Here is a 12,583-nt window from a genome sequence, read left to right as displayed (position 1 = left end):
GGACCGGTCAGACCAGGACCGGTCAGACCAGGCGGCGGGCTGTTGCCCAGCGGGTCAGTTCGTGGCGGTTGGAGAGCTGGAGTTTGCGCAGGACCGCCGAGACGTGCGACTCGACCGTCTTCACCGAGATGAAGAGCTGCTTCGCGATCTCCTTGTACGCGTAGCCGCGCGCGATCAGGCGCAGGACCTCGCGTTCGCGTTGGGTCAGGCGGTCCAGGTCCTCGTCCACCGGGGGTGCGTCCGTCGAGGCGAAGGCGTCCAGGACGAAGCCGGCCAGGCGGGGGGAGAAGACCGCGTCGCCGTCCTGGACGCGGAAGATCGAGTCGACCAGGTCGGTGCCGGTGATCGTCTTGGTGACGTAGCCGCGGGCGCCGCCCCTGATCACGCCGATGACGTCCTCGGCCGCGTCCGAGACCGACAGGGCCAGGAAGCGGACCTGGTGCTCGGACGCCGCCATGAAGGGGGCGCAGCGGCGCAGGACCTCGACGCCGCCGCCGCCCGGGAGGTGGACGTCGAGCAGGACCACCTCGGGGCGGGTCGCCGTGATGACGGTGACCGCCTGGTCCACGTCGGCCGCCTCGCCGACGACCTCGACGCCCGTCTCCTCCGTACGGCCGATCTCGGCCTGGACGCCCGTGCGGAACATCCGGTGGTCGTCGACGAGCACGACCCGTACCCTGCGGCCGTCCCCCGTGCTCTCGGCCTGTACGTCCTCGCTGCTCATGGTGTGTGCCCCTCGATCGTCCGCAGGTCGTGTCGCCCGGCTGCTCATTCGTCTGCCCGTTCCATCTCCAGCTCGACCTCGGTGCCGCCGTCCGGCACCGCGCGCAGCCTGGCCGTACCGCCGTTGCGCTGCATCCGGCCGATGATCGACTCGCGGACTCCCATCCGGTCGTCGGGTACGGCGTCCAGGTCGAACCCGGGTCCGCGGTCCCGTACGGAGATGAAGACCGTCCGGCCCTCGACCTCCGCGTACACCTGCACCGCGCCCCCCTCGCCACCGTACTTGGCCGCGTTGACCATCGCCTCGCGCGCGGCCTGGAGCTGCGCCGCCAGCTTGTCGTCGAGCGGGCAGTCGCCGACGACGACGACCTCGATCGGTACGCCGTGGTAGTCCTCGACCTCGGCCGCCGTCTTCTTCACCGCGTCGGCGAGCGTGGTCGGTTCGTCCTCCTCGTCCTTGCCCGTGCCCTCCGGTTTGTACAACCAGGCGCGCAGCTCACGCTCCTGGGCGCGGGCGAGCCTGCGGACCTCGCCCCCGTCGTCCGCGTTGCGCTGGATCAGGGTGAGGGTGTGCAGCACCGAGTCGTGGACGTGCGCGGCGACTTCGGCGCGCTCCTGCGCGCGGATACGCATCAGCCGCTCCTCCGACAGGTCCTGGGTCATCCGGACCAGCCAGGGCCCGACCAGCAGCCCCACCCCGGCGAGGATGGCGATGGCCGCCGTCAGGACGTTGCCGAACTGCGCCGCCGAGCCGCGTACCACCACGAAGACGGTCAGCCCGAGCCCGACGAGGGCCACCCCCGCGAGACCGCGCGCCAGTTGCAGCACCCGGCGGCGGCGGCCGATCTCGCCCCAGCGGGCCCGCCGCGCGTTGTCGGCCTGCCGCCAGACCAGGACCACGCCCACCGCGATGAGCAGCACCGGCCAGATGTACCGGCCCGCGTGGCCACGGCCGAGATTGACGTTGCCGATGAAGATGCCGGCGCCGATGACGAGCGCGATCAGGGCGAAGACCTGCCCCTTGTCGGGCTTGCGCAGCCGGCGTTTGCCGTCGGGGCCCGTCTCGAAGACCGAGCGCGGCTGCGCCGCCGTGCCGCCGACGCCCAGCGGGACGACGATCCAGAACACCGCGTAGAGCAGCGCGCCCAAGCCCTGGGCGAAGAAGAGGCCGAGGAAGACCAGCCGGACCCAGACGACCGGCAGTCCGAGATGGCCGGCGAGTCCGCGGGCGACGCCGCCGAGCAGCCGGCCGTCGGCGCTGCGGTAGAGCTTGCGCTGCGGCGGCTCCTCGGGCGCCGAGGGGCGCGCGGAGCCACGGGCGGAACCACGGGCAGAGGTCGCTCCGGCGGCGGACGTGGCGGCTGGCATGCCACTGATGGTCACACGGACGGCCGCCCCGGGGCATCAGGGTCGCGCCCCTGAGCCGACCCTGATGCCCCCGGCGGCCCGCGCGTGGTCAAAATCAGGGATCGTCCAGGGTCCCTTCCGGTACGGCCACGCCCCGCGGGCCGTCACCATGGACGTATGACTCCGCCGCCCGCCCACCCGGTCGCCGAACCGGCTCCCCCGCCGCAGACGCCGCCCGCGCCGGCCGCGCCGCCCGCACGGCCGCCGCTGCACCGCGCCCCGCGCCAGAAGGTGGTGGCCGGTGTCTGCGGCGGTCTCGGGCGGTACTGCGACATCGACCCGGTCATCTTCCGGATCGTCATCGGCGTGCTGTCGGTGACCGGCGGCCTCGGGCTGATCTTCTACGGCTTCGCCTGGCTGCTCGTCCCCATGGAGGGCGAGGACGAGAACGAGGCGCGCCGGCTGCTGTCGGGCCGGGTCGACGGCGCCGCGCTCATCGCCGTCCTGCTCGCCCTGATCGGCTGCGGTCTGTTCCTGTCGATGCTGGGCAACGGCGGCACGCTCGGCTTCGCCGCGCTGCTGTCGCTCGCCGTCGTCGGCTCCGCCGTCTGGTCCCAGCGCCGCCGCGGCGCCGTACCGCAGGGGCAGCCGCTGGACCCCGCCGCGCCCCGGCCGCCTGTCGTGCACACGGTCGAGGCGCCGCCGGAGACCAAGGCGCCGCCGACGCCTGGCAGCCCGTCGTGGTGGCGGGACCCGATCGTCAAGGACGGTACGACGGGCCCGGTGCCCACCGGCTACCTCTGGGGCCCGCAGGACGCGGCCCCGAGGGACACCGCGCCGCCCGGCCAGCGCTACGGGGGGTACCGGTACGGGGGTCCGGTCCGCGCCACCCGGGTGCGGGGGCCGCGCTCCATCGGCGGTCTGCTCTTCGTGCTCGCGCTGATCGCGGTCGGCCTCGGCACCGGCCTGTCCTGGCACACGCAGCCGCTGGGGACGAGCCTGCAGATCGGGCTGAGCGCGGCGCTCGGCGTCTTCGGTCTCGGTCTCGCCGTGAGCTGCCTCTTCGGCCGTACCGGCTTCGGCACGATTTTCCTGACCGTGGTCACCGCCCTGCTGCTCGCCGGGGCTGCGGCGGTTCCCAAGGACATCAGCACGCAGTGGAGCCGGCAGAACTGGACGGCGACGTCGGCTGCGGCCGTCAAGCCGGGCTACACGCTGGGCAACGGCGTCGGCACGCTCGATCTGGGGAAGCTGACCGTCCCGCGCGGACAGACGGTGGTGACGTCCGCCGATGCCGGTCTTGGCCGGCTCAGGGTGATCGTCCCGCCGGACGCCACGGTGAAGGTGCGCGTCTCCACGGGGTTCGCCAATCTGCGGCTGCCCGGCGGCACGTCCGACCGGTTCGTGACGGACGACCGGGCGGGGCAGCGGACGCTGCCGCCGCCGGCCGGTTCCCGTCCCGCCGGCTCGCTCGTCCTGCGACTCCATGTCGACCTCGGCCAGGTGGAGGTCACTCGTGCCGCGTCATGACGCCAAACCCGGCCGGCTGGTCGTAGGACTCGCGGCGCTGGGCGCCGCCGCCGTCTACGCGGGCGACGCGGCGGGCGCCTGGCAGGTCCCCTGGTTCCTGGTCCTGACGATCGTCGGCGACAGCCTGTTCCTGAGCGCCGTCGTCGCGATGGGGCATCAGCGCATCCGACGGCGCCGCGAGGCCCACAGGGCGTCGAGGGAGAACATCGGGGCGCCGGCCAGTACCAGCGGCAGCCATGCCATCAGGTAGGCGAGGTCGTTGCCGTAGTAGTACGGCGTGGACTGCCAGCTGACCGTCAGCCACAGGCTCAGCGAGATCAGCGCGCCACCGAAGGCGGCGAGCCGGCCGAGGACCCCGAAGAGGGTGCCGAGGCCGACGGCGAGTTCACCGAAGGCGATGGCGTAGCCGAACCCGGCGGGGCTCTTGAGGGCCAGGTCGACCAGGGCGGGGACGGCGGCGCTGTCGCGCACGCCGTTCATCATCTCGCCGACCGAGCCCGCGCCGCTCGCCTGGAAGAAGCCGCTGGTGGTCAGCTTGTCGATGCCCGCGTAGATGAACGTGATGCCGAGGAACAGCCGGAGCGGCAGCAGCGCGTAGCGTACGGAGTTCTCCCGCCACCCCTGCGCCTGCCGGTCACCGCCTATCGTCCCGTAGTTGTCCGTCCGGTAGTCCTGAGTCATGGCCGACCTGCCCTTCGTGTCCCACGCCGCGGCCGCAGGTTCCGCTTTCCCCTGCGTGCTCATTGATGCATACGGACACGGCGCGGCCGACGCTCACCCCTCAGTCGAGAACGTCCACGGTGACCTTGTTCGTCTCCACCCCGGCCGCCGTGATCACCTGCACGTCGACCTCGCCGGGCTCCACGTCGACCGGTACGGGCACGGTCAGCGCCGCGTCCGAGGGGTTGGCGAAACCGCCCGATACCGGGACGAGCGGGACGTGCACGTGCACGGCGCCGATCCGTACGACCATCTTCGCGAGCCGGTCGGGGGTCCCGGCACCCGGCGGTACGAAGCCGGCTCCCCGGATCTCGATGTCGTCACCGGTCCGGATGGGCGCGTCCAGATCGCCGGCCTCCCTGGCCCGTACGACGGACAGCACGACGGGCCTGCCGCCCTCGGTGTACTTGCCCGCGAAGTACGTGGCGGCCGAGACGGCGACCAGCAGCGCCAGCGCCCAGGGCAGATCAGGCAGTTGCTCGGGGCGCCTGGCGAGCCGTACGCCGCTGAAGACGACGGCCGCCGCGTTGACGAACGCGTACTGCACGTCGGTGAAACTGCCGCGCCCCGCGTCGTCGCAGAGCAGATCGGCGGCGCGCGGCCGGTCGGCGCGCACCTTCTGCAGCCGCTGCGCCAGCACCCGTACGGCGACGACGCGCCGTACGACGACGGCGATCGCGCAGACGATCGCGAGGACGGTCAAGATCCCGGCGCCACGGGCGAGTTCGAGCCCGTCGATGAGCGCGTCGCGGTCCTTGTGCCCGGAGGCTCCGGCCAGTTCGAGGGCGAGGACGAGGACGGCGAAGACGACGAACAGCACCCAGGCGGAGGCGACGGCGCGCGAGGTGGAGAGCCGGTTGTCCTCGCCGATCAGCGGCGCGAGCAGCCCGCCGCGTGCGCGGTGCAGCGCGGCGGCGCCGGTGAGCAGCCCGCCGACGACGAGCGCGCCGAGCAGCCCCGCCGTGCGCGCCACGGTCCACCCGGCGCCGATGGCGGTGGCCGCCTGGGCGAGCGCGAGGACGACGACTCCGCCCCACACCGCGAACAGCGTGTAGCGCCAGACGGCCTGCAGCCAGGCTTCGCCCGCTTCCCTGCTGCGGTCGGCCACGGCCCGCGCCGACTGGGTGAGTTCGTCGGAGACCCACTGCCGGGACGCCCCCGCCGAGTGCGCGACGGCGGCCGGCAGCCCTTCTCCCGCCGCCAGTTCCTCCCGCTTGGCCAGGAAGGCGGCCACCGCCTGCCGGTGTCCCTCCCGCGCCCCGTGCGGGCAGTCGCCGCACATACAGCCACCGCCGTGCGTGCCCTGTCGCGCCTCTTGCACCGCCACGCCGAATGCCGCCTTCCCCACCCTGTCCGCCATGCCCGGTGAACTTCCTTGTGCCGCTTGCGAATTGTGCCGCACGGAACGGGGGGTACGGGCCGCCCTCCCGGCTGTGGCGGGTGACGACACGATTACGTTGTTGACGCGGGTCGCCGACCTGCGCGGGAAGGCACGTACCACAATGGCGGCCATGGCAGACAACATCTCACCGCTGGTCGCGCTCCTCGGTCTCGAACAGCACGTCGAGGGCGGCTGGTTCAAGGAAACCTGGCGCACCCCGACGGCCGCGACCCCGCCCGGCTACCCGGGCGAGCGCGCCTTCGCGACCGGCATCTACTTCCTGCTGCACCCCGGCGAGCGCTCCCGCCGCCACAAGGTGCGCTCCGACGAACTGTGGCTCTGGCACAGCGGAGGCCCGCTGCGGCTGCACATCGGCGGCACGGACGACGACGCGTCGTCGGCGGAGCCGCACATCCTCGGCCCGTCGGTCGAGGCGGGCGAACAGCCCCAACTGCTGGTGCCGGCAGGCGCCTGGCAGTCGGCCGAACCGGTCGGCACGGAACCGACGCTGGTCTCGTGTGTGGTGGCCCCGGGCTTCGACTTCACGGACTTCACCCTCGACGAGAACGACCCGGCCTGACCCCGAAACGAGCCGGCCTGACCCCGAGGGGACAGGCCGGGCAGGGGTCCGAGGTCACCGGGGTCCGAGGTCACCGGGACCGGAGATCACCGGGGGTCGGAGGTCACTCCCACTCGATCGTGCCCGGCGGCTTGCTCGTCACGTCCAGGACCACGCGGTTGACCTCGGCCACCTCGTTCGTGATCCGGGTCGAGATCTTCGCCAGTACCTCGTACGGCAGGCGGGACCAGTCGGCGGTCATCGCGTCTTCCGAGGAGACCGGGCGGAGCACGATCGGGTGGCCGTAGGTGCGGCCGTCACCCTGGACGCCGACCGAGCGGACGTCGGCGAGGAGGACCACGGGGCACTGCCAGATGTCACGGTCCAGGCCGGCCGCCGTCAGCTCCTCGCGGGCGATGGCGTCCGCCTCGCGCAGCAGGTCGAGGCGTTCGCGGGTGACGTCCCCGACGATGCGGATGCCGAGGCCGGGACCCGGGAACGGCTGGCGCTGGACGATCTCCTCCGGCAGGCCGAGCTGCTGGCCGACCATCCTGACCTCGTCCTTGAACAGCTGGCGCAGCGGTTCGATCAGCTGGAACTCGATGTCGTCGGGCAGGCCGCCGACGTTGTGGTGCGACTTGATGTTGGCGGTGCCGGTGCCGCCGCCGGACTCGACCACGTCGGGGTAGAGGGTGCCCTGGACGAGGAACGCGACGTCCTCGCCCTCGGCGCCCGCCTCGGCGACGATCTCGGCCTGGGCCTGCTCGAAGACGCGGATGAACTCACGGCCGATGATCTTGCGCTTCTGCTCGGGGTCGGAGACCCCCTTGAGCGCGGTGAGGAAGCGCTCCTCCGCGTCGACGACCTTGAGCTGCACGCCCGTGGCGGCGACGAAGTCCTTCTCGACCTGCTCGGTCTCGCCCTTGCGCATCAGGCCGTGGTCGACGTACACGCAGGTCAGCTGGGCACCGATGGCCTTCTGTACGAGCGCGGCCGCCACCGCCGAGTCGACGCCGCCGGACAGCCCGCAGATGGCGCGCTTGGTGCCGACCTGCTCGCGGATCAGCGCGACCTGCTCGTCCACGACGTTGGCCGTGGTCCAGGTCGGCTCGATGCCGGCGCCCCGGTAGAGGAAGTGCTCAAGGACCTGCTGGCCGTAGGTCGAGTGCAGCACCTCGGGGTGGTGCTGGACGCCGTACAGCTTCTTCTCGTCGTTCTCGAAGGCGGCGACCGGGACGACGTCGGTGGACGCGGTCACGGTGAAACCGGCCGGGGCCGCCGAGCAGGCGTCGCCGTGCGACATCCAGACGGGCTGCTCCGCCGGGGTGCCCTCGAAGAGGGTGGAGCCGGTCTTGGAGACATGCAGTCCGGTGCGGCCGTACTCGCGCGCACCCGAGTTGTCGACGGTCCCGCCGAGGGCCGTCGCCATCAGCTGGAAGCCGTAGCACATGCCGAAGACCGGCACGCCCGCCTCGAAGATCGCGGGGTCCAGGCGCGGGGCGCCCTCCGCGTACACGGAGGAGGGGCCGCCGGAGAGGATGATCGCCCGGGGGTTCTTGGCCAGCATCTCGGCCACCGGCATCGTGGACGGGACGATCTCGCTGTAGACCCGGGCCTCACGCACCCGACGGGCGATGAGCTGGGCGTACTGCGCGCCGAAATCGACGACCAGGACGGCGTCGGGAGTGGCGATCTCGGGGGCGGCGGGGGGCGCTGCTGGCACGGGGCGGCCTTCCGGCGGGAACAAAAAGGAGGTCTGGTCCTACGATTCTAACGGCGGCCGGAGGACCACTTTTCGTCTCGTCCGTCTCACCATCCGAAACCGGGTTGGTCCGGTTCCGGATCCGTGGTCCATACTTCCGGCATGCGCAAGCACCTCACGTACGTCTTTACCTATGGCACCGGCCCGTCCGGCTGCCATGGTCGTGCTGCTTGAGCTGACAAGCGACTTCCGACAGGCGCCCCGGGCCGGCAAGGCCCGGGGCGCCTGTCGCGTTCGGGGCCCGGCACGGTCCGGGGAGCGATCCCTCCCGACAAGGAGCACCCCATGACCGCCATGGACACGACGGGCACCACGGACACCGCGGACGCCCTCATCGCCGACGCGCGCGTGCGCATCGACGCACTCGACGAACAGATCATCGCCCTCGTGCGGGAACGGACCGCGGTGTCCGCCGTCGTCCAGCAGGCCCGGATCTCGGCCGGTGGCCGGCGGGTCAGCCTCTCCCGGGAGAACGAGATCCTCGGCCACTACCGGGCGGAGCTGGGCAAGCCCGGCACCGCGCTCGCGATGACGCTGCTGGAGCTGTCCAGGGGCCGGCTCTGACCCGTCGCGCCGCCACGTTTCCCGTACCTGCGTTCGAGCACCGCTCTCACCCGTACGGCGCGTGACCGGGTCCCGAAGGCCGTCGTTGGACCGTTCGTCCGTTGGGGCGTGTGGCGCACCGGAAGGTACGCCGTGGGACCTCGCCCCGGCGCCCCGTGACCGGACGGCAGGGGACAGCAGCCCGGTCACCCAGGGACGGCCGGCTCCGGGGACGCCCGGGGCCGGCCGTTTCCACGTCCGTCCGACGATGCCGGTCCGGCCATGCCGGTTCAACGATGTGACGCAGATCACTCAAGAAGAACACGATCTCGGCAGCAACCATCTACGCGGGTCACCGGTCTTCTATGCGTTGAGACCAACGCGGGAGACGCTGCACTCGGAGGGGGGTGCAGCGCCTCTTTCGTTCATCGACACGGATCGGCGCGGATCAGCGCGGATCAGCGCGGATCAGCGCGGCGGGACCTTCGGCATCCCGAGGAACGGCAGCCGCAGCGCGCCGAACGCCCCCTCGGGGACAGCGGGCGCCACCGGCTCGACAGCGGCCGTACGGACATACGCGGCGCCCTGCTCCGGACGCCCGTCCGCTTCACCCTTGTTGGGCCAGAGCGCCATCGCGCGCTCCGCCTGCGCCGTGATCGTCAGCGACGGATTGACGCCGAGGTTCGCCGAGACCGCCGAACCGTCCACCACCGAGATGCCCGGGTGTCCGTACACCCGGTGGTACGGGTCGATGACGCCCTCGTCGGCCGAGGCACCGATGGGACAGCCGCCCAGGAAGTGCGCCGTCAGCGGGGTGCCCATCAGCTCACCGACGTTGCTGCCGGCGAAGCCGTTGATCTCCTCGGCGATCAGCGTCGCCGCCCGGGTCGCCTCCGGTATCTGCTTCGGGTTGGGCGCGCCGTGGCCCTGTCGCGCCGTGAGCAGCCCTTTGCCGACACCGCCCGGCTTGCGGTACGTGGTCAGGGAGTTGTCCAGCGACTGCATGACCAGACCGATGATGGTCCGCTCCGACCAGTGGTGGTTGGAGAGCGAACGCGCCAGCAGCAGCGGATGCCTGGCCGCGTTGGCGAGCCAGCCGCTGACCCGCCGGTCGCTGTGCGGCACCTGGAGGATGGACAGCGCGCCCATCGCGTTCGAGCCCTTGCCGTAACGCACCGGCTCCACATGGGTGTTGGCGTCCGGGTGCATCGAGGACGTGATGGCGACGCCCTTGGTGAAGTCCGCCTTCGCCGCGCCGTGGCGCGCCCGGTAGCGCCGGTCGTCGGTCTGCGCGCCCACCAGCGCCTCGGAGTTGGTACGGGTCAGCTCGCCGAGCCGCGCCGAGAGCCGGGGCAGCAGCCCCTTGTCCTTCATCGTGTGCAGCAGGGTCTGCGTGCCGTACGTGCCGGCGGCGATCACCACCTGACGGGCGCGCAGCGTGCGGTACGTGCCCTTCTTGCGGCTCTTGCGGGCGTCGGTCGGCACGGTCGTGACGCGATGGCCGCCCGCCTTGTCCTCGGTCACCGCGACGACCGAGGTCATGGGGTGGATCACGGCCCCCGCCCGCTCGGCGAGATGGAGATAGTTCTCGGTGAGGGTGTTCTTCGCGCCGTGCCGGCAGGCGGTCATGCACTCGCCGCACTCGGTGCAGGCGTTGCGCGCGGGGCCCGCGCCGCCGAAGTACGGGTCGGCGACGCTCTCGCCCGGCCGGCCGCGCGCCGCGCCCTCCGCGTCGTCACCGTCGCCGAAGAAGACGCCGACCGGGGCGAGATGGAAGCTCTCGCCCACGCCCATCGCCTCGGCCGCCGCCTTCAGATGGACGTCGGAGGGGGTCATGGTCGGGTTGAGCCGTACGCCGAGCATCCGCTTCGCCTGGTCGTAGTAGGGCGCCAACTCCCCCTGCCAGTCGGTGATCGAGGCCCACTGCGGGTCCTCGAAGAACGCGGCGGGCGGTACGTACAGGGTGTTCGCGTAGTTGAGGGAGCCGCCGCCCACCCCCGCGCCCGCCAGCACCATCACGTTGCCGAGCAGATGGACGCGCTGGATGCCGTAGAGCCCGAGGGCCGGGGCCCAGAGGTAATTCTTGACGTCCCAGGAGTTCTTGGGGAGGGTCTCGCGGGTGAAGCGGCGGCCCGCCTCCAGCACCCCGACGCGGTACCCCTTCTCGGTCAGCCGCAGGGCGGCGACCGAACCCCCGAACCCCGAGCCGACCACGATCACGTCGTAGTCGTACGTCTCGTCGTCCTCGTCCTTGCCCTCGTCCTTGCCCTTGCCCTGGCGCTCGTCCGAGGCGCCGTACGTCTTGCGGTCGTCCGACACTCGTCCTCCTCGCTGTCGTGGAGAGCCGGCTCAGCGCAGCCGGAACGCCTTCATCGCCCGCAGGCCGCGGCTCATCAGCGCGGCGTACTTCTCGTCGTCCATCCCGAACGAAGGGGACAGCGGCAGCAGTCGCTGGTGGGCGACCGTCTGGGCCTCGGTGTACTTGAGAATGCCCTCGGAGCCGTGCCGCCTGCCGAGCCCGGAGTCCTTCATGCCGCCCATCGGCGACCCGACGCTGCCGTACGCCGCCGCGTAGCCCTCGTTGATGTTGACGGTGCCGGTGCGCAGCCGGGTCGCGACCGCGTGGGCGTGCCGGCCGCTCCTGCTCCAGACGCTCGCGTTGAGGCCGTACGCCGTGGAGTTGGCCAGCCGGACCGCCTCGTCCTCGTCGCTGAAGCGGTAGAGCGAGACGACCGGGCCGAACGTCTCCTGCGCGCACACGGCCATCGGCTCCTCGACGCCTTCGAGGACGGTGGGCTCGTAGAAGTACGGGCCGATGTCCGGACGTGCCACACCGCCCGCGACGACCGTGGCGCCCTTGGCGACGGCCTCCTCGACATGGCTGGTGACGGCCTTCAGCTGGCGTTCGCCGACGAGGGAGCCCATGTCGGCCCCGTACGAGAGGGAGTTGCCGAGCCGCATGGCTTTCGTCCGCGCCACGAAGCGCTGGACGAACGTGTCGGCGACCGCCTCGTGCACGTACAACCGCTCGATGGAGATGCACAGTTGGCCTGCGGAGGAGAAGCAGGCGCGCACCGCGCCCTCGGCCGCCTTCTCGACATCGGCGTCGTCCAGGACCAGCATCGCGTTCTTGCCGCCCAGTTCGAGCGACACCCCGATCAGCCGGTCGGCTGCGCCGCGCGCGACCTCGCGTCCGGTCGGGGTGGAGCCGGTGAACGAGACGTAGTCGGCGTGCTTGACCAACTCGGGGCCGACCACCGGGCCTTCGCCGATGACGACCTGGAAGACCTCGGCGGGCAGTCCCGCCTCGATCAGCAGATCACGCGTCCACAGGGCGGTGAGCGCCGTCTCCGTGTCCGGCTTCATCACGACGGCGTTGCCCGCGACGAAGGCGGGCAGCGCGTCGCCCGCCGACAGCTCCAGCGGATAGTTCCAGGGCACGATCTGGCCGACGACCCCGCGCGGCTGGCGCAGCTCGGTGACCTTGGTCAGCGTCGGTACGACGCCCAGATGGCGCTTGGGCTTCAGGTACGAGACGGCGGCGCGCCCGTAATGCCGCGCCTCCACGGCCACGCTCTGGACCTCTTCATGGGCATGCTGCCTGGCCTTGCCGGTCTCCAGCTGGATCAGGTCGAGCACCTCGCCCTGCCGGGAGAGCAGCAGGTCGTGGAAGCGCAGCAGCACCGCCGCCCGCTGCCGTACCGGCGTCGCCGCCCAGCCGGGCTGGGCGGCCCTGGCCCGGTCGAAGGCGGTCGCGACGTCGTCGGGCGTCGACTCGGGCAGGTCGGCCAGCTTCTCCCCGGTGTACGGGGTGTGGCTGACCGTACGGCCCGAGCCGACGATGTCGCGGGTGAGCCGGGCGACCACCTCGGGGGTGACCACGTCGGCCGCCGTGCGCGCGCCGGCCGGGGCTGCGGCCACGGGGTTGGTGCCGGGGGCGGGTGCCTGCGAGTCCGTCATGGCGCAGAGCGTATGCCGCCTGTCACAGCTTTGGGTACCCGGCGGTAACACCTTTCAC

General features: G+C 71.9%; 10 protein-coding genes. 3 read left to right on the top strand and 7 right to left on the bottom strand.

The window, feature by feature from the left end; all coding sequences use genetic code 11:
- Positions 1-22: 22 nt before the first annotated feature.
- On the bottom strand, positions 23-724 hold the full coding sequence (locus tag OHS57_RS23685; RefSeq protein WP_041985494.1) for a LuxR C-terminal-related transcriptional regulator: 702 nt from the start codon (positions 722-724) through the stop codon (positions 23-25).
- 44 nt (positions 725-768) lie between these two features.
- Positions 769-2,091, bottom strand: coding sequence for a PspC domain-containing protein (locus OHS57_RS23680; RefSeq protein ID WP_328583263.1), 1,323 nt, complete (start codon positions 2,089-2,091; stop codon positions 769-771).
- A 156-nt stretch (positions 2,092-2,247) separates the two neighbouring features.
- Here OHS57_RS23680 and OHS57_RS23675 point away from each other — a divergent pair, with 156 nt between their 5' ends.
- Positions 2,248-3,600, top strand: coding sequence for a PspC domain-containing protein (locus OHS57_RS23675; RefSeq protein ID WP_328583262.1), 1,353 nt, complete (start codon positions 2,248-2,250; stop codon positions 3,598-3,600).
- 156 nt (positions 3,601-3,756) lie between these two features.
- Here the strand turns inward: OHS57_RS23675 and OHS57_RS23670 are convergent, their stop codons facing one another.
- Together OHS57_RS23670 and OHS57_RS23665 are read right to left on the bottom strand one after the other, a co-directional pair.
- On the bottom strand, positions 3,757-4,281 hold the full coding sequence (locus tag OHS57_RS23670) for a DoxX family protein (RefSeq protein ID WP_328583261.1): 525 nt from the start codon (positions 4,279-4,281) through the stop codon (positions 3,757-3,759).
- Positions 4,282-4,381: 100 nt separating this feature from the next.
- The gene (locus OHS57_RS23665; protein ID WP_328585149.1) at positions 4,382-5,647 is read right to left on the bottom strand and encodes a hypothetical protein; all 1,266 of its coding nucleotides are present in this window, start codon (positions 5,645-5,647) and stop codon (positions 4,382-4,384) included.
- Positions 5,648-5,831: 184 nt separating this feature from the next.
- On the opposite strand from OHS57_RS23665, the gene OHS57_RS23660 reads away from it, so the two are divergent.
- Positions 5,832-6,281, top strand: coding sequence for a cupin domain-containing protein (locus OHS57_RS23660; RefSeq protein WP_041995319.1), 450 nt, complete (start codon positions 5,832-5,834; stop codon positions 6,279-6,281).
- A 103-nt stretch (positions 6,282-6,384) separates the two neighbouring features.
- Here OHS57_RS23660 and guaA read toward each other — a convergent pair whose 3' ends face one another.
- Positions 6,385-7,983, bottom strand: a complete 1,599-nt coding sequence (gene guaA, locus OHS57_RS23655) for a glutamine-hydrolyzing GMP synthase (protein ID WP_328583260.1) — start codon at positions 7,981-7,983, stop codon at positions 6,385-6,387.
- Between the two features lie 324 nt (positions 7,984-8,307).
- On the opposite strand from guaA, the gene OHS57_RS23650 reads away from it, so the two are divergent.
- Positions 8,308-8,586 carry a chorismate mutase gene (locus tag OHS57_RS23650; RefSeq protein WP_328583259.1) on the top strand — a complete coding sequence of 93 codons (279 nt, stop codon included), beginning with the start codon at positions 8,308-8,310 and terminating at the stop codon, positions 8,584-8,586.
- 447 nt (positions 8,587-9,033) lie between these two features.
- Here the strand turns inward: OHS57_RS23650 and OHS57_RS23645 are convergent, their stop codons facing one another.
- Both OHS57_RS23645 and OHS57_RS23640 read right to left on the bottom strand, forming a co-directional pair.
- Positions 9,034-10,785 carry a GMC family oxidoreductase gene (locus OHS57_RS23645; RefSeq protein ID WP_328585148.1) on the bottom strand — a complete coding sequence of 584 codons (1,752 nt, stop codon included), beginning with the start codon at positions 10,783-10,785 and terminating at the stop codon, positions 9,034-9,036.
- A gap of 129 nt (positions 10,786-10,914) precedes the next feature.
- On the bottom strand, positions 10,915-12,525 hold the full coding sequence (locus tag OHS57_RS23640; protein WP_328583258.1) for a succinic semialdehyde dehydrogenase: 1,611 nt from the start codon (positions 12,523-12,525) through the stop codon (positions 10,915-10,917).
- Between the last annotated feature and the right edge of the window lie 58 nt (positions 12,526-12,583).

This window comes from Streptomyces sp. NBC_00370, from assembly GCF_036084755.1.
GTDB lineage: Bacteria > Actinomycetota > Actinomycetes > Streptomycetales > Streptomycetaceae > Streptomyces.
This window is presented reverse-complemented; position numbering and strand designations above follow the sequence as displayed.